This is a genomic window from Kitasatospora sp. NPDC056138, assembly GCF_042264695.1.
Taxonomy (GTDB): Bacteria; Actinomycetota; Actinomycetes; order Streptomycetales; family Streptomycetaceae; genus Kitasatospora.
The window spans coordinates 1-15,507 of record NZ_JBHJVK010000067.1 but is presented as its reverse complement, the minus strand read 5'-3'; the positions used below and the strand labels follow the sequence as shown (position 1 = coordinate 15,507).

Below are 15,507 nucleotides of genomic sequence, written 5' to 3'. Positions count from 1 at the left end.
CCGGGGACGGAACCGGCCTGCCGGGGACGGAGCCGGCCGTGCTCGCCTGCGCCGCGCCCACCCGGGCTTCGGCAACCTTCTCGACGCCCCCGGGCGTGCATCCCGGCGCAGGGCCGGAGCCGAGCAGGTCACCGCCCCTGCGGCCGGCGCCGGTGTCCGGTACCGGCGTCCGGTACCGCACCGGCAGCCCTGGCGGACCGTCAGTCCTGGCGGGCCGCGATCCGTCGCGCCGCCAGCCGCGACCACTCCAGCCTGGCCTCGGTCAGCAGCCTGCGGTGCTCCGTGGCCAGGACCCGGACGTCGTCGGGCGACGCGAGTTCGGCCATCCGACGCAGCAGTTCCTCGGTTTCGCCCAACTCCGCCGCGAGGTGGCGCGTCTCGCGCTCCAACACCCGCAGCGCGTCGTCCTTGCGGAGTTCCGGCAGGAGGAAGTCGCGCAGCGCGACCTCGCTGCGCTGCTTCCGGTCCGGTTCCGCTTCGACCAGCCAGCGCCAGAGCTCGGCCCGGCCGACCTCGGTGGCCGCGTAGACGCGCCGTCCGCGCGGCCCCTCCTCGACGATCTCGGCGAATCCGTCGTCCGCGAGTTTGGCCAGCTCCGCGTAGAGCTGGTTGTTGCGCGCGTACCAGACCTGCGGCAGCGTCGTCTCGATGTGCCTGGCGAGTTCGTAGCCGCTCGCCGGGCGGATCGAGAGCAACCCCAGCACGGCGAAGCGCAGCGACACTCTGCCTCCCGAATCCGTCGCCCGTGTGAACCCCCAGATCGTACCGAGCTGCCGTTCGGCCCCAGCACGGCGCACAACCGCCTCCACCCGTCGAGCTCCGCGCCCCGGGCCGATGAGCTCCGCGCACCGCTGGCGAACCCCTCGGCGAACCGAGGGTCGACGGGATCGCCGAACCGCTCGGCCACCGGTCCAAGTACGCCCGGCAGTAGCCGACTTGGGCCACCCCGTCGATCCGCTACGGAACGGACCGGGACGAGGACGCGGCGCACTCCGGCCCGCACGGGCGGGTCCGGGCCAAAAAAGGGATCACGGCTGCGAGCGCGGCTCGCCGGCGTCCGGGGTGATCGCGAGGATGGCGACGTCGTCGCTGAGGACCCGGGCGTGGCGGGGCAGGTCGGTGTCGAGGAAGTCGATGACGTCGCCGGGTGTCGGGGCCGGCCGGCCGGCGAACCGGTGGCGCAGCCGGTCCAGCAGTGGGTAGAACTCCCCGGCCGGGTCACGGGCCTCGATCAGTCCGTCGGTGCAGAGCAGCAGGACGTCGCCGGGGGCGAGCCGGTGGGTGTAGGCGACCGGGGGTTCGGAGTCCAGGGCGCCGAGACCGAGTGGGAGGGCCGGCGGTCCGATGAGGGCGTCGACCTCGCCGCCGGAGATCAGGACGGGCTCGATGTGACCGTGGTTAATGATCGTGACCTGCTGGGCCTGGTGGTCGTGCTCGATCAGGACCGCGGTGACGAACAGCTCGCTGTCGAGGAGCGCTTCGGCCTCACGGGCCATTCGGCGTTCCATGCTGTCGGCGATCTGCGCCAGGTCACCGGTTTCGTGGGCGACCTGGCGGAAGCTGCCGAGGATGTCGGCGACGGTGCGCACGGCCTGCAGGCCCTTGCCCCGGACATCGCCGACGATCGCGCGTTCGCGGCCCTCGGTGTCGCAGATGTCGAAGAGGTCGCCGCCGACCATGCTGCCCACCACGGCGGGGCGGTAGAGACCGGCTGCCAGCAGCCGGCCGACCCGCTGCGGCACCGGCCGCAGCAGGGTCCGCATCAGCGCCTCGGCAACCGAGTTGACGTTGACGAGGTGGGCCTCCTGGCGCTTGCGGTGGAAGGCCAGGGCCGTCCCGAGGACGCCGACCAGCGCGGTGGAGACGTAGGCCCCGACGTAGTGACGCTCCCACAGGACGTGCGCGGGGCGACCCGCACAGCACACGGTGCCGGCCAGGACTCCCTCGAGCCCGATGGCGAAGACCGTGGCAGCGATGACGCCGACAGGTCCGAAGGTGTAGGCGGTGACCACGGGCAGGGCGATGAGCAGGAAGCTCACCGGCCACTCCACCGGAGTCACGGGTTCGAGCGCCAGGACTGCCGCGACGTAGGCGACCGGCAGCCAGCGCATCCAGGCCGGCGGAGCGGGCATCTCCAGACCGGCGGCGCTCAACCGGGCCGCACGGCGGCCGGCCCTGCCCCGGCCGGGCCACCTCACTGCGGATCCCGGCGGAGCGGCGCCGCCCGGGGTGTCCGCGGCTCTGGGCGGCCGGAGCCGGCACGGTCGACCGACCGGGCGTCCTGCCGGCCCGCCGCCGGACCCCGGCCGACCTCTTCGAAGATCGGCTCACGCGACCTGTGCACACGGGCTCCCGAGACGGCCGTGATCAAGACCCACAGCCTGACGCGGCCGAACAGCCCGCCCCGACCATTACGCCGTACGCGGCATGCCACACACAGTCGGACAAGATGCTTCCCGCTCAGCTCGAACGGTGACCCGTCTCGACGAATCCCGTTCGTTCCCAACGGAGTTCGACCGCTCGGCGCTCCGCGAGACGGGCCGCGGCACCCGCTGCTCCGGCGTACCGGCCACGACCGGCGCGGGAATCCGGCGGGGGACCGTGAGATCGGTCGAGGGCCGTGGCCCGGCGCCCGGCAGGAGTTGTCCGGAATCCGGGTTCCCGTCAGACGAAGAAGGCGTTCATGCCGGGGACGTCGGACAGGTAGGTCTCGATGTCGGCGATCCTGCCGTCGCGCAGACGGCAGACGGTGGTCAGGTACTCGTCCAGGATCGCGTCCGGGCGCTGGGCGGTGTTGTGCAGGGACAGGGCCATGTTCTCGCGGCTGACCAGGACGTGCAGCAGCTCGAAGGACAGGCCGTAGGAAGCGATCTTCCGGGCGCGGTCGACCACGGCGTCCGCGCCGACGACGGTGCCGCTGATGGTGTTGTCGCCCGGCAGGGTCCAGCTGGCGTCGTCGTGGAGCATGGACCGGATGGCCGGCCAGTCGCCGGTGATGAGTGCGGCGTGGAAGCGCTGACCGAGGTCGCGGGCAGTGGTGGCCATGGCAGTCCCCTTTGGAATGACGGCGATAATCCTGCTAAAGCAGCCCAATTTGCTTTAGTGAGACTAGCGCCGCTCCGACACTAAAGCAATCCTCTCTGCGTTAACCTGGGACGCATGAATGCCGAACCCCCCGCCAAGCGTCCCGGCGGCCGCAGCGCCCGCGTCCAGGCGGCGGTCCACCAGGCCCTCACCGACCTGGCCGGCGAGCTCGACGCGGCCCAGCTGACGATCCCCGCGGTGGCCGAGCGCGCCGGGGTCAACCCCACCACCATCTACCGGCGCTGGGGCACCCTGCAGGCCCTGCTGGCCGAGGTCGCAGCCCTACGCGGGACGGACGCCCCGCCCTCCTCCAGCGGCGACCTCCGAACCGACCTGGAGGCCTACGCGATCCGGACACTGGACGATCTGACCAGGCCCGGCGGTATCGCGTTCTTCCGGGCAGAGGTCTCCCCCGACATCGACGAGCGCCGCAGCGGACTGAGGGAATGCCTGCAACGCGCCACCGCCGGCCTCGACGTGGTCCTCGAAGCCTCCCGCGGCCGGGGCGAAAGGCCGCCCCCACCCGAGCGGCTGCTCGACCGGATCGTCGCCCCGCTCTACTTCCGCGTCGTCTTCTCCGTGCCGGACACCGACGAAACCTACGCCCGCGCCCTGGTGGCCGACCTGTTCAGCGCCCCCTCCCGACCGCAATGCTGACCGTCCGCCGGCATCCACCACGCGAAGCCGTCCGGCCGCACCGGGCCGCGCACCGGCACTGAGACGTCCATGAACCCCGTCGCCCCCGGGCCTCATCATCCGAAGACCCGGGGGCGACACCCACTGAATCCGGCGGTCGAACTCCACTGAGCCCCGCCGGACTTCGCCGAGACCGGTCATCGGTCGACACGCACCGTCCAGACGTCCGCGTCCGAGCCAAGGAATCAGCTGACGATTCGACAACAACACTGTTTCACAGGAGACATGACGTTGCGTCTCACCACAGGATCGTGACCTCTCCCCCGCGGGAGACCGCAGGCGGTCAGGCCACCTTCTGGATGGAGTACTGCTGGTAGCCGCCGCAGGTGTTGTAGGGCCGCTGGCTGACGACGACCCAGCCCGCCGGAATGGGAGAGTTGCCGCAGACCATCAGGCTGGTCTGGGTCGTCACCTTCGCGAGGGAGTACTGCTGGTAGCCGCCGCAGGTGTTGTAGGGCTGCTCGTTGACGACGACCCAGCCGTCGGGGATCGGGGAGTTGCCGCAGACCATCAGGCTGGTCTGGGTCGTCACCTTGGCGAGGAAGTACTGGAGCTTGCCGCCGCAGGTGTTGTACGGGTGCTCGTCGGTGATGACCCAGCCGCTCGGCAGCGGGGAGTTGCCGCAGACCATCAGGCTGGTCTGGGTCGTCACCTTCGCGAGGAAGTACTGGAGGTAGCCGCCGCAGGTGTTGTACGAGTGGGCGTCGGTGATGACCCAGCCGTTCGGCAGCGGGGAGTTGCCGCAGACCGAGAGGCTGGTCTGGGTCGTCACCTGGGTGAGCTGGTACTCCAGGTAGCCGCCGCAGGAGTTCGAGCTCTGCTCGTTGGTGACGACGTAGCCGCTGGGTATCGGGGAGTTCCCGCAGATGGCGAGGTTGCCGAAGAGCGGCTGCGGAGCCGCCTGGGCCTGGGCCGCCGCGACGGCCATCCCGCCGAGCAGCACTGCCATCACCGTCACCAACCGCGCGACGTGGTTCCGTATGGTCCTCAAGTCCTGCCTCCAGATCTGCTCTCGCAATGCCGTGGGCTCACTCGGTCAGCGGATATGAAAATGATCACTCCGCTCATTCGTCTCAGCTGAGATCGTGGCAGAGTCGCCGCGCCGCCACCACCGCCGGGGAACGCTCATTTCAAGCCAAGTACGCGCACCGGAGCGAACGTTGACCGCTCCAGGCACCCCGGTCGCCCGGTTGGCTCCGGCGGGCACCCGACCGGACGGCCCTGCTCTCCCCCACCCCGGGCCCGTCGAGCAGCCGCGACCGCGCGGGCAGCGCGGGCAGCGCCACCCGCAGCTCCTTCCGCACCCCCAATACACCTACTGCCAACCCGATGATCGGACTATCGTTAGCTGACGAGAGCTATCTAAAGCACTCCGGACGAGGGCACCGGAACACCGGCCACGCATCGGGAGGCGGCGGTGACGACCAAGGACGCGCTCGGGGACAGAGCCGGACGCACGGGACGCTCGTGGTGGAGCGCAGGACCGGATCATCCGCACTACAAGTGGGTCGCACTCTCCAACACCACGCTCGGCACGCTGATCGCCACCATCAACGCGTCGATCGTGCTGATCTCGCTCCCCGCCATCTTCAACGGCATCGGCCTGGACCCGCTCCGCCCCGGCAACGTCAGCTACCTGCTGTGGATGCTGATGGGCTACATGCTGGTCACCGCCGTGCTGGTGGTCACCCTCGGACGGCTCGGCGACATCTACGGCCGGGTGCGGATCTACAACGCCGGTTTCCTGATCTTCACCGTCACCTCGGTGGCCCTCTCGCTGGACCCGCTGCACGGCGGCACCGGCGCCCTCTGGCTGATCGGCTGGCGGGTGGTCCAGGCGGTCGGCGGATCGATGCTCATGGCGAACTCGGCAGCGATCATCACCGACGCGTTCCCGGCCGACCGGCGCGGAACGGCCCTGGGTGTGAACATCGTCGCCGGCATCGCCGGCTCGTTCATCGGCCTGGTGCTGGGCGGGCTGCTGGCCGAGTGGAACTGGCGGTCGATCTTCTGGGTCAACGTGCCGATCGGGATCCTCGGCACCATCTGGGCCTACCGGTCCCTGCGCGACACCGGCATCCGCCGCCCGGCCCGGATCGACTGGTGGGGCAATGTCACCTTCGCGTTCGGCCTGACCGCGCTGCTGGCCGCGATCACCTACGGCATCCAGCCGTACGGCGGCCACACCATGGGCTGGACCAACCCCTGGGTGCTGGCCGGACTGATCGGCGGCGTGGCGGTCCTGATCGCGTTCTGCCTGATCGAGGCACGGGCCGCCGAGCCGATGTTCCCGCTCGCGCTCTTCCGTGACCCGGTCTTCACCGGGGGCAACGCCGCCACCCTGCTGGGCTCGATCGCCCGGGGCGGCCTCCAGTTCATGCTGATCATCTGGCTCCAGGGCATCTGGCTGCCACTGCACGGCTACGACTACGCCGACACCCCGCTGTGGGCCGGTATCTACCTGGTGCCGCTGACCGTCGGCTTCCTCGCCGCCGGGCCGATCTCCGGCTACCTCTCGGACCGGGCCGGGGCCCACCTGTTCGCCTCCGGCGGGCTGCTGGTCATGGCCGCCTCCTTCGCCGGACTGCTGGTGCTGCCGACCGACTTCGGCTACCCGTGGTTCGCGGTCCTGGTGTTCCTCAACGGCCTGGGCGGCGGACTGTTCGCCGCGCCCAACACCTCGCTGATCATGTCGAGCGTGCCCGCCGAGGCACGCGGCGCCGCCTCCGGTATGCGCGCCACCTTCCAGAACGCCGGCATGGTGCTCTCGATCGGGGTCTTCTTCTCCCTGATGGTGGCCGGGCTGGCCGGATCGCTGCCGCACACCCTGAGCTCCGGACTCACCGCGCAGGGCGTGCCGGCGGCCGACGCGCACGCCATCGCGTCGCTGCCGCCGGTGGGCACCCTCTTCGCCGCCTTCCTCGGCTACAACCCGATCCAGCAGCTCCTGGGCCCGCAAACGCTCGCCCAGCTCCCGGCCGCCAACGCCAGGACGCTCACCGGACGCGAGTTCTTCCCGGAGCTGATCTCCGGGCCCTTCCACGACGGACTGGTCGTGGTGTTCTGGCTGGCGATCGGCATGTCCCTGGTGGCCGCGGCCGCATCGCTGCTGCGCGGGCGCAAGCCCGGCAGCGGTCCGCGTCCGCCGACGGCTCCCGCCACCGTGGCCCAGGCCACCACCGCGGCACGGGGAGCCGCCGCGGCACGGGGAACCGCCGTGACGCAGGCCACCACCGTGACGCAGGCTGCCGCAGAGGCGCAGGACACACCGCCTGTGCAGCCCTGCCGACCCGACCGAGGACAGTCCGGCGGATCATGACCGACCCCAGCAGCACGCCGCCCGCCAGCGTCCCCGCGGCCACCACGCCCGAGGCACGGACCGGCGCCGTGCCCGAACCCGGCCACCCGGCCGGGCCCGAGACCACAGCCGGGACGTCGGCCGAGACGCCGGCCGGGGGCGGCGGCACCCTCTCCGAGGACGCCGTGGTCCGGCTCCGCCTGGTGATCGCCCGGCTCAACCGGCAGATGGCGCAGGCCGCCAGCGGGAAGGACCTCACGTTCGCCCAGCTCTCCGCGCTGGCCCGGGTCGAGCAGTACGGCCCGCTGCGGCTGGGCGAGCTCGCCGCGCGCGAACGTGTCGCCGTCCCGTCCATGATCCGCACGGTCGGCCCGCTGACGGCCGCCGGACTGGTCGCCAAGACGCCCGACCCCTTGGACGGGCGGTCCCAGCTGCTGGAACTCACCGCGGCGGGCCTGGACGCGATCACCCGGATCCGCCGCGAACGGTCCGCGCTGCTGGCGCACCGCAGCGGCCGGCTCACCCCTCGGCAGTGCCGGGAGCTGGAGGCGGCCGTCCCGTTGCTCGAACTGCTCCTCGACGAGCCCGAACCCACCGGCACGGGGACCACCGCCGGCAGTGACACCGGTGACGACACCGGCACTGGACGCTGAACGCCGAACCGGACGCTGAACGCCGAACCGGACGCGACCGTCGGGGGGCCGGGCCGTTCGGTTCCGGGTCACGTCCGGTTCCGGCTCAGTGCTCGGCGAGCAGGGCCTTGCGCAGGTCGGTGAGCGTGCGATTGAGCAGGCGGGAGATGTGCATCTGGGAGAGGCCGAGTTCGCGGCCGATCTCGGCCTGGGTGAGCTCGCCGCCGAAGCGCAGGGAGAGGATCCTGCGGTCACGCTCGGGCAGGTCGGCGATCAGCGGTTTGAGCGTCTGCAGGTCGAGGAGGGTGTCGAAGGCCGGTTCGTCGACCGCCAGCCGGTCGGCCAGCGAAGGACTGGTCTCGGCGGGGTCGTCGGGGCCGGCCGGGGCGTCCAGCGAGCGGGCCGTCTGGGCGCGGGAGGCGGTCAGCCCCTCGTTGACCTCGGCTTCGCTCAGGTCGAGGTGCTCGGCGAGTTCGGCCGAGGTCGGTGCGCGGTCCAGCGACTGTTCCAGCGTGTCGGCGGTCTTGGCGAGGGTCAGCCGCAGCTCCTGCAGCCGGCGGGGGACGTGCACCATCCAGCCGGTGTCCCGGAAGAAGCGCTTGATCTCGCCGGTGATGGTCGGCAGCGCGAAGGTCGAGAACTCGACCTGGTACGACGGATCGAACCGGTCGATGGCCCTGATCAGGCCGATCGTGCCGACCTGGACGATGTCCTCGGTCGGTTCCGCGCGGTGCCCGAAGCGGCCGGCCGCGAACTTGACGAGCGCCATGTTCAGCTCGATCAGGGTGCCGCGGACGTACGAGTACTCGGCGGTACCCTCGTCCGCCGCGCGCAGCCGGGCGAAGAGGACCTTGGACAGTTCGCGGGCGTCGGTCGGGCAGACCTGCGCCAGGTCGTCCGTCTCGATTCCGAGCTCGGCCGCCAGGGCGGCGAGGTCGTCCGATCCGGTGATCGCGGACGCCGCTCCGGGCTCCGCCGAAGAGGCGTCGGGGCAGCGGACAGCGGGCGAGGGGCTGGAAACGGTGGCCGGCATGCTCTCTCTCCTCTGGCGACAAACCGCGCGGGTCGGACACGGCACCGACTCGGGTGCCCCGACCAGCGCAGAGCAGTCGCAAAGACGCTGAAGGTTCACATATTCTCCACCAGGCCTCACCGGCTCGGCGCCGGCGGAGCCCGTTTCGCCCGGCCGCCGGGCCCGTCCGGCCCTGCGGGAACGGGTCCCTACCCACCGAGGATCCGTCGCCATAAAGTCGTAGCGGGGTGCCGAGCGTCCCGCACGGATCGCCGGTGGCCCGGGTCCGGACCGTCGCCCGACAGACAGGAGCACCATGCACAGCAGCGTCCCCGAGGGAGCTGGGGCAAACCCGCCGACGACCGGCCCCGAACCGGCACGGCTCACGGCCGGAATCCGGACCGAGGCCGGTGTGGTCGTCGTCTCACCCTCCGGAGAACTGGATCACGACAGCGCCACGCTGCTCAAGGAGCGCCTGGCCGAGGCGGTCGGGCGCGCCGACGACCGCGTCGTGGTGGACTGCCGGGGCCTCTCGTTCTGCGACTCCACCGGACTGAACGTGCTGCTTGTCACACGGCTCCAGGCGGAGGCGGCCCGGGTCTCCCTGGTCCTGGCCGACGTCCAGCCAAGATTCGCCAGAGTGCTGGAGCTCACCGGCACCGACGCGGTGTTCGACATCCGCCCCGACGTCGACAGTGCGGTCGCCGGATGACCCCTACGCTCCTGGGCTCCGGCAGCGGACAACGGCGGGCGGACCGGCCCGCAGCACGTGTTCGCCCGGGCGTAGCGGGAAGACGAGCCTGCGGCGGTCGGCTCGCCGCCAGTCCACCAGCCGTCAGAGTGAGGACAGATGAGCGCGAGTGATTCTCGGACCACCGATCGGCCCGTGCTGTCCGGCCTGCCCGAGTCGGGGCAGCGTCGTCAGCTGATCCTCACCGGCGTCGTCGGCACGGTCGGCCGCTGCCGCGACCACACCCGCCAGGCCCTGCACGACTGGGGCTGGCTGCCCACCGAGGACCCGGACCAGGAGGCCCGCGCGGAGGACGTCCTGCTCGTCGTCTCCGAACTGGTCACCAACGCCTGCCAGCACACGGGAGGCGCGGACCAGCTCGTCCTGCACGCGACCGACCGGACGCTGCGGGTCGAGGTGTACGACGGCGCGGCCACCGCTCCGCACCTCCGGCTGCCCCACACGCCGGGCCGCCCGGGCGGCCACGGCCTGCACACCGTCGCGCTGCTGGCCAGCCGCTGGGGCCACACCCCTCGCACCGATCACCCCGGCAAGGCCGTGTGGGCCGAGATCGACCTCCCCCGCACCTGAGGGCGAGGACCAGGGGGGGCGCTCCGAGCCCGTCCGGCGAACGCAGGACCCGCTCGTCGCTCACCGGACGCCGTACGACGGACGCCCGGGCCGGCCGCAGATCGCGGCCGGCCCGGGCGAGGCGAGCAGTCAGGTGAACGGTCGGGCGGCGGTCAGAGGATCGGCCCGTAGTACCCGCCGAGCAGCTGGAAGTAACCGGGATCCAGTGCGTCCTCCCCACTGCGGTACTCCGGCGCGGCCTTGATCTCCTCCTTCGACCGGTCGACGTGCACGATCCTCTCCGGGTGGTCGATCCGCACGACGGTGCCGGCGGGCAGCAGCACCCGCTTGCCGAAGATCCACGCACCGGTGTCGACCACCAGGTGGGCCGCGCCGACCTCTGGTGAGTGCCGGTCCACGTGGCCGATGCGACCGTCCACGGCCTCCACCGCATAGCCGACCAGGTCCTGGCCGTGCTCGTATCCGCTGTTCTCGCCGTGCGTCCAGATGCTCCGGCTCATGGCACCCTTTCCTCGGTTCGCTGGGACGTCGGTTCGCTGGGACGTCGGTTCACTGGTCCGTCGGTTCGCGGGGACAGGGGTGCTCCGGGATCAACGACGGCGGCCGAGGTAGGCGGGCGTGACGGCGGAGATCAGGACGGCCGCGACGCCCACCTGGAGCAGATGCCTGATCCAGTCGATGCCGTCGGTGTGCCGGACCCCGAAGGCGGAGGCCAGGGCATTGCCGACCAGCGCGCCCATCAGTCCGAGCAGGACGGTGAGCCAGAGCGGCACGGGCTGGCGGCCCGGCAGAACGAGTTTGGCGAGCAGACCCACGACCAGACCGGCCACAAGGGCCCAGAGGATCGCCATGCTTCCTCCCTCTCCTCATCCTCGACGAAGGCCCGGAAGGTCTCCCGGGGCTACCGGCGTCTGCCCCCGGAACCCGACTTCATGCCCGAGCCGGCGAGCGGATCTGACGGAATGTCAGTTCTCCCGGGTTTCAATGCTGTTGGCCGACAATGATCCTGGGCAGCGACTCCGGAGCGTGCTCCCGCAGGTACGCGATCAGCTGCTCCCGGATCCAGCAGCGCAGCTCGAAGGCGTCCGAGGCGTTGCGGGCCGTCATCAGCGCACGGACCACGATGGTGCTGGGCGTGGTGTCCACGAGTTGCAGCGCGCTGCCGACCCCGTCCCACAGCGGGCACTGCTTCAACAGCCGCTCGAACTCGGCTCGCAGCTCGTCCATCGGCGTACGGTGGTCGAGGTGCAGCAGCGCCGTACCGGTGATCGCGGGATCCCGGCGGGACCAGTTCTCGAAGGGCTTGCCGACGAAGTACGACACCGGCATCACGATCCGCCGCTGGTCCCAGGTCGCGATCACCACGTAGGTCAGGGTGATCTCCTCGACCGTGCCCCAGTCGCCCGCCACCACCACGTCGTCGCCGAGCCGTACGACATCGCCGAAGGCCACCTGGATCCCGGCGAACAGGTTGGCGAGCGTGCTCTGCGCGGCGACACCCACGACCAGACCGACCACGCCCGCCGAGGCCAGCAGGCTGGCACCGACCGAGCGGACCGCGGGAAAGGTCGTCAGGGCGGCCGCCAGCGTCACGACCGCGATTCCGGCACCCGCCAGCCGTCGCAGCATCACGGTCTGGGTCCTGACCCGGCGGATCCTGGCCGGATCCCGGCGTTCGGTCGCGTACCGGGCCAGCGAGGTGTCGATCAGCAGCGTCACGACCCTGGTGAGCAGCCAGCCGCCGGAGGCGAGGACGAGCAGCAGCAGGCCGTGCCGGACCGGCTCCCGGGCCGGCGGCGGGAGGCCCGCCCCCGGTTCCGCGACCAGCAGCAGCAACGATCCGAGGGTCAGCAGCGTCGGCACCCGGCAGCTCCGCAGCATGCGCCTCATCGCCAGGTCGGGCAGCCGCCCGGCGGTCCGACGGCCGACCAGCAGCACCGCACGGTCGGCGGCCGCGGTTGCCAGGACCACCGCCCCGACCAGCGCGACCGGCGTCAGCAGGTTCCACAGGGACATGTATCTCCTCCCGATCGGGCCGTCCGGGTCGGCCCGGTCGGCCAGGCCGCTCAATCGGCGCCCGTCTACCCCGGCCGCGCGCCGTTACCCCGCACGTTGCGGGTCCGACAGCCCGGTGGCCCCGCTGTTGTCGGGGCCACCTGGCTGCCGTGTGACGGCCGTCCGTACCGCCGGTGTGCGCGGCTCCCACCTGCGCCCGGCCCGCCCCCTCGCGGCCCCCGGCCGTCGGCCGCAGAAGACCGGTGGAGATCCGCATAGCTTCGACCGACGGGGGTAGCCGGGGCACCGAACGGCCGCTCTTCGGACGGCTGGTGCGCCGTCGGGAGGCTCTCCGCAGACGCACGCCGGCTGCCCGGAACGTCCGCCCGGGAGTCCGGGTGAGCGTGCCGAGCCACCGCCGCGTGGCCGATGGCGCGCAGGTGCAGAGGCCGGGTCCCGCGCACCGTGGTCCGCAGCGCGCCGTTCCGTCGGCCGACCCGGTGCACGCGGCGCCCGGGCCCCCGAACCAGCCCCCGAACCAGCCCCTGACAAGGAGATTCCGTGACCGACATATCCCGTCTGCCCGGTCCCTTCGAACACCGCTGGGAGTGGCAGTTCCACGCGGCCTGCCGCAGCGCGGACACCGGCCTCTTCTTCCATCCGCCCGGCGAACGCGGCCCCGCCCACGACGATCGGGACGCGGCCGCCAAGACGGTCTGTGCGCGCTGTCCCGTCCGCGCCGCCTGCCTGCAGTACGCGCTCGAGGCGCGCGAGCCCTACGGCGTCTGGGGCGGGCTCACCGTGGAGGAACGTCGCGCCCTGCGCTCCCGGCGGCACTCGCGGACCACCCGCCACAGGACCGCCGCCTGAGCGTCCGGCGGACGTCCGGCCCGGCGTCCGGCCGGCCGGGCCGGGCTGGCGGCCGGGCGACGCGCGGCCGATGGTGGTAGCTGTGGACGACACGGGTTTCGGCAGAGTGGACGACGCGGGTTTCGGCCGGTTGCTCGGGGAGTTGCTGGAGCGGTCCCACAAGAGCGCTCCGGGCGAGCTGCCGGATCTGGTCGGACGGATCGGCTCGGCCATGGGCCTCACGGACGCGACGGTGTTCCTGGCGGACGTGCAGCAGTCCCACCTCGTTCCCCTGCCGGGCGCCGCCGCGAGTGCCGTCGGCGGCGACGGTCGCAGCAATGGCCGCAGCGACGGCCGCCGCAGTGGCGACGGCGGTGGAGACGGGGCCGGTGCGGCGCTCGCGGTCGAAGGGACCCTCGCGGGCTGGGCCTACCGCACCGAGTCGATGCGGCTGAGCCCCGGACCGGAGCTGGTGCTGTGGCTGCCGCTGGTGGACGGGGTCGAGCGGATCGGCGTCCTACGGGTCACCGCGCCGGTGCTGGACGCGGCCACCGTGGAGCGCTGCCGGGCGCTCGCGTCGCTGGTCGCCCTGGTCGTGACGGCCAAGGCCGCCTTCAGTGACGTCATCCTGCAGGCCGTGCGCACCCGTCGGATGAGCCTGCAGGCCGAGCTGGCCTGGGCGTTCATGCCGCCGCGCACCCTCGGCACCCGTGACGTGACGTGCAGCGCGGTCCTGGAACCGGCGTACGAGATCGGCGGGGACGCCTTCGACCACAGCCTGACCGACGACAGCCTGCGTCTGGCCGTCGTCGACGCCATGGGCCACGACGTCGCCTCCGGTCTGTGCTCGGCCCTGGCGCTGTCGTGCTGCCGCGCCACCCGTCGGTCGGGCGGCGACCTCGCGGACATCACCGCCGCCATCGACTCGGCCCTCGACCAGTGGATCCCCGACCGGCTGCTCACCGGCGTCTTCGCCGATCTCGACGTGGCCCGCGGCGAACTCACCTGGGTGAACTGCGGCCACCCACCGCCCCTGCTGATCCGCCACCACCGCGTCGTCCCCGGTGCCCTGAGCCGTACCGCGCGGCTCCCGCTGGGCCTCGGGCCGGACTACCAGCATCCGCCCAGCACCATCCACCGCATCCAGCTGGAGCCCGGCGACCGGATCCTCATCCACACCGACGGTGTCACCGAAGCCCGTTCCCGTCTCGGCGAGCTGTTCGGCGAGCCGCGTCTGATCGACACGGTCGTCCGGGCCACCGCCGCGGGCGAGGCGGCGCCGGAAGCGCTCCGCCGCCTCATCCGGGCCATTCTGGAGCACCAGAACGACCGGCTGACCGACGACGCCACCATCCTCCTGGCAGAGTGGCACCCCGCCACCGAACGGACCGACTCCCGGCCCGCACCGGCACCGCCGTCGGGCGATCCCACACCTTGACCCGCCCGGCGGCTGCTCGCCTCGGCCGTGGTCACGGCCACCGGCCGCACGGCCCCCGCGCCGGCAACCCGATCCGTCACCCGGACTGACGAACCGTTACGATGACGGGCGGTTGTCCGGGTGAGGGGCCGTCGGCGCGGAGCCGGGGCCGGAGGAGTGCGATGACGATCCGCTGCGCGGTGCTCGACGACTACCAGGGCGTGGCGTTGACCACGGCGGACTGGTCCCCGATCGCGGAGGCGGTCGAGGTGACGAGTCATCAGCAGCACTTCCGGAGCCAGGACGAGCTGGTGGCCGCCATCGGCGACTGCGAGATCGTGGTCGTCATGCGGGAGCGGACGCCCTTCCCCGCCGCCCTGTTCGCCCGGCTCCCCCGCTTGAGGCTGCTGATCACCAGCGGCATGCGCAACGCGTCGATCGATCTCGCCGCAGCCAGGGCGCACGGCGTCACGGTCTGCGGCACGGCGAGCTCCTCCACGCCCCCGGTCGAGCTCACCTGGGCGTTGATCCTCGGTCTGGCCCGCAACCTCACCACCGAGAACGCCGCCCTGCGCAGCGGCGGCCCCTGGCAGAGCACGATCGGCGCGGATCTGTCCGGACGCCGGCTCGGCCTGCTCGGGCTCGGCAAGATCGGCAGCAGGGTGGCGGCCGTCGGCCGGGCGTTCGGGATGGACGTGGTCGCCTGGAGCCGCAACCTCACCGCGGACCGGTGCGACCAGGCCGGCGTCCAACTGGCCTCCTCGCTACCAGAGTTGCTGACGACCAGCGACTTCGTCTCGGTCCACCTGGTGCTCGGCGACCGGACCAGGGGGCTGATCTCGGCACCCGAGCTCGACCTCATGAAGCGTTCGGCCTATCTGGTCAACACCTCGCGGGCGGCCATCGTCGACCGGAACGCACTGGTCGCGGCGCTGTCGCAGGGACGGATCGCCGGTGCGGGCCTGGACGTGTTCGAGACCGAGCCGCTGCCGGACGACGACGTGCTGCGCACGCTGCCCAACGTGCTCGCCACGCCCCACCTCGGCTACGTGACGCAGTCCAACTACCGCACGTACTTCACCGAGGCCGTGGCCGACATCGCCGCCTTCCTCGCCGGGACACCGATCCGGACCCTGGCCGACGGGTAGCCGTCCCCCGCGATCGCTTCCGTCCGCAGGACGCACCGAAGGCCCGGCGCCGAAG

At 71.9% G+C, this 15,507-nt stretch carries 16 protein-coding genes; 8 read left to right on the top strand and 8 right to left on the bottom strand.

Annotated elements, in window-relative coordinates:
• Nucleotides 1–200: 200 nt before the first annotated feature.
• From ACFC1R_RS30790 to ACFC1R_RS30780, 3 genes are all read right to left on the bottom strand, one after another.
• Complete coding sequence (locus tag ACFC1R_RS30790) at nt 201–722, bottom strand: PadR family transcriptional regulator (RefSeq protein ID WP_375944182.1); 522 nt, start codon at nt 720–722, stop codon at nt 201–203.
• A 306-nt stretch (nt 723–1,028) separates the two neighbouring features.
• A complete protein-coding gene (locus ACFC1R_RS30785; RefSeq protein WP_375944180.1) occupies nt 1,029–2,132 on the bottom strand; it encodes a PP2C family protein-serine/threonine phosphatase in 1,104 nt (367 codons plus the stop codon).
• Nucleotides 2,133–2,664: 532 nt separating this feature from the next.
• Complete coding sequence (locus tag ACFC1R_RS30780; protein ID WP_375944178.1) at nt 2,665–3,045, bottom strand: nuclear transport factor 2 family protein; 381 nt, start codon at nt 3,043–3,045, stop codon at nt 2,665–2,667.
• A gap of 114 nt (nt 3,046–3,159) precedes the next feature.
• Between ACFC1R_RS30780 and ACFC1R_RS30775 the strand changes: the two genes are divergently transcribed.
• Nucleotides 3,160–3,741, top strand: a complete 582-nt coding sequence (locus ACFC1R_RS30775) for a TetR/AcrR family transcriptional regulator (RefSeq protein WP_375944176.1) — start codon at nt 3,160–3,162, stop codon at nt 3,739–3,741.
• Between the two features lie 322 nt (nt 3,742–4,063).
• Here the strand turns inward: ACFC1R_RS30775 and ACFC1R_RS30770 are convergent, their stop codons facing one another.
• On the bottom strand, nt 4,064–4,771 hold the full coding sequence (locus ACFC1R_RS30770) for a hypothetical protein (RefSeq protein ID WP_375944174.1): 708 nt from the start codon (nt 4,769–4,771) through the stop codon (nt 4,064–4,066).
• 426 nt (nt 4,772–5,197) lie between these two features.
• Between ACFC1R_RS30770 and ACFC1R_RS30765 the strand changes: the two genes are divergently transcribed.
• Together ACFC1R_RS30765 and ACFC1R_RS30760 are read left to right on the top strand one after the other, a co-directional pair.
• Entirely contained in the window at nt 5,198–7,099 is a 1,902-nt protein-coding gene (locus ACFC1R_RS30765; RefSeq protein ID WP_375944172.1) for an MFS transporter, read from the top strand.
• Nucleotides 7,096–7,731 carry a MarR family winged helix-turn-helix transcriptional regulator gene (locus tag ACFC1R_RS30760; RefSeq protein WP_375944171.1) on the top strand — a complete coding sequence of 212 codons (636 nt, stop codon included), beginning with the start codon at nt 7,096–7,098 and terminating at the stop codon, nt 7,729–7,731. Before ACFC1R_RS30765 ends, ACFC1R_RS30760 begins: the two co-directional genes overlap by 4 nt.
• A gap of 85 nt (nt 7,732–7,816) precedes the next feature.
• Here the strand turns inward: ACFC1R_RS30760 and ACFC1R_RS30755 are convergent, their stop codons facing one another.
• Nucleotides 7,817–8,743: an RNA polymerase sigma factor SigF gene (locus ACFC1R_RS30755; RefSeq protein WP_375944169.1), complete on the bottom strand. Its 927-nt coding sequence runs from the start codon at nt 8,741–8,743 to the stop codon at nt 7,817–7,819.
• A gap of 295 nt (nt 8,744–9,038) precedes the next feature.
• Between ACFC1R_RS30755 and ACFC1R_RS30750 the strand changes: the two genes are divergently transcribed.
• Together ACFC1R_RS30750 and ACFC1R_RS30745 are read left to right on the top strand one after the other, a co-directional pair.
• On the top strand, nt 9,039–9,434 hold the full coding sequence (locus tag ACFC1R_RS30750) for an STAS domain-containing protein (RefSeq protein WP_375944167.1): 396 nt from the start codon (nt 9,039–9,041) through the stop codon (nt 9,432–9,434).
• 138 nt (nt 9,435–9,572) lie between these two features.
• On the top strand, nt 9,573–10,043 hold the full coding sequence (locus ACFC1R_RS30745; protein WP_375944165.1) for an ATP-binding protein: 471 nt from the start codon (nt 9,573–9,575) through the stop codon (nt 10,041–10,043).
• 152 nt (nt 10,044–10,195) lie between these two features.
• Here ACFC1R_RS30745 and ACFC1R_RS30740 read toward each other — a convergent pair whose 3' ends face one another.
• The 3 genes from ACFC1R_RS30740 to ACFC1R_RS30730 all read right to left on the bottom strand — a co-directional run bounded on the left by ACFC1R_RS30740 (nt 10,196) and on the right by ACFC1R_RS30730 (nt 12,059).
• The gene (locus ACFC1R_RS30740) at nt 10,196–10,543 is read right to left on the bottom strand and encodes a PRC-barrel domain containing protein (RefSeq protein ID WP_375944163.1); all 348 of its coding nucleotides are present in this window, start codon (nt 10,541–10,543) and stop codon (nt 10,196–10,198) included.
• Between the two features lie 90 nt (nt 10,544–10,633).
• Nucleotides 10,634–10,894, bottom strand: a complete 261-nt coding sequence (locus ACFC1R_RS30735) for a GlsB/YeaQ/YmgE family stress response membrane protein (protein ID WP_375944161.1) — start codon at nt 10,892–10,894, stop codon at nt 10,634–10,636.
• 130 nt (nt 10,895–11,024) lie between these two features.
• The gene (locus ACFC1R_RS30730) at nt 11,025–12,059 is read right to left on the bottom strand and encodes a mechanosensitive ion channel family protein (RefSeq protein ID WP_375944159.1); all 1,035 of its coding nucleotides are present in this window, start codon (nt 12,057–12,059) and stop codon (nt 11,025–11,027) included.
• Between the two features lie 540 nt (nt 12,060–12,599).
• Here ACFC1R_RS30730 and ACFC1R_RS30725 point away from each other — a divergent pair.
• From ACFC1R_RS30725 to ACFC1R_RS30715, 3 genes are all read left to right on the top strand, one after another.
• Nucleotides 12,600–12,908, top strand: a complete 309-nt coding sequence (locus ACFC1R_RS30725) for a WhiB family transcriptional regulator (protein ID WP_375944157.1) — start codon at nt 12,600–12,602, stop codon at nt 12,906–12,908.
• Nucleotides 12,909–12,990: 82 nt separating this feature from the next.
• Nucleotides 12,991–14,325, top strand: coding sequence for a PP2C family protein-serine/threonine phosphatase (locus ACFC1R_RS30720; RefSeq protein WP_375944155.1), 1,335 nt, complete (start codon nt 12,991–12,993; stop codon nt 14,323–14,325).
• 161 nt (nt 14,326–14,486) lie between these two features.
• Nucleotides 14,487–15,452, top strand: a complete 966-nt coding sequence (locus ACFC1R_RS30715) for a D-2-hydroxyacid dehydrogenase family protein (RefSeq protein ID WP_375944153.1) — start codon at nt 14,487–14,489, stop codon at nt 15,450–15,452.
• Nucleotides 15,453–15,507 lie beyond the last annotated feature (55 nt).

Excerpts from the sequence above, each read along its gene's own strand:
- ACFC1R_RS30740 (WP_375944163.1), bottom strand. The coding sequence starts at position 10,543 with ATGAGCCGGAGCATCTGGACGCACGGCGAGAACAGCGGATACGAGCAC.
- ACFC1R_RS30745 (WP_375944165.1), top strand. The coding sequence starts at position 9,573 with ATGAGCGCGAGTGATTCTCGGACCACCGATCGGCCCGTGCTGTCCGGC.
- ACFC1R_RS30760 (WP_375944171.1), top strand. The coding sequence starts at position 7,096 with ATGACCGACCCCAGCAGCACGCCGCCCGCCAGCGTCCCCGCGGCCACC.
- ACFC1R_RS30785 (WP_375944180.1), bottom strand. The coding sequence starts at position 2,132 with ATGCCCGCTCCGCCGGCCTGGATGCGCTGGCTGCCGGTCGCCTACGTC.
- ACFC1R_RS30780 (WP_375944178.1), bottom strand. The coding sequence starts at position 3,045 with ATGGCCACCACTGCCCGCGACCTCGGTCAGCGCTTCCACGCCGCACTC.
- ACFC1R_RS30750 (WP_375944167.1), top strand. The coding sequence starts at position 9,039 with ATGCACAGCAGCGTCCCCGAGGGAGCTGGGGCAAACCCGCCGACGACC.
- ACFC1R_RS30755 (WP_375944169.1), bottom strand. The coding sequence starts at position 8,743 with ATGCCGGCCACCGTTTCCAGCCCCTCGCCCGCTGTCCGCTGCCCCGAC.
- ACFC1R_RS30775 (WP_375944176.1), top strand. The coding sequence starts at position 3,160 with ATGAATGCCGAACCCCCCGCCAAGCGTCCCGGCGGCCGCAGCGCCCGC.
- ACFC1R_RS30715 (WP_375944153.1), top strand. The coding sequence starts at position 14,487 with ATGACGATCCGCTGCGCGGTGCTCGACGACTACCAGGGCGTGGCGTTG.
- ACFC1R_RS30735 (WP_375944161.1), bottom strand. The coding sequence starts at position 10,894 with ATGGCGATCCTCTGGGCCCTTGTGGCCGGTCTGGTCGTGGGTCTGCTC.
- ACFC1R_RS30730 (WP_375944159.1), bottom strand. The coding sequence starts at position 12,059 with ATGTCCCTGTGGAACCTGCTGACGCCGGTCGCGCTGGTCGGGGCGGTG.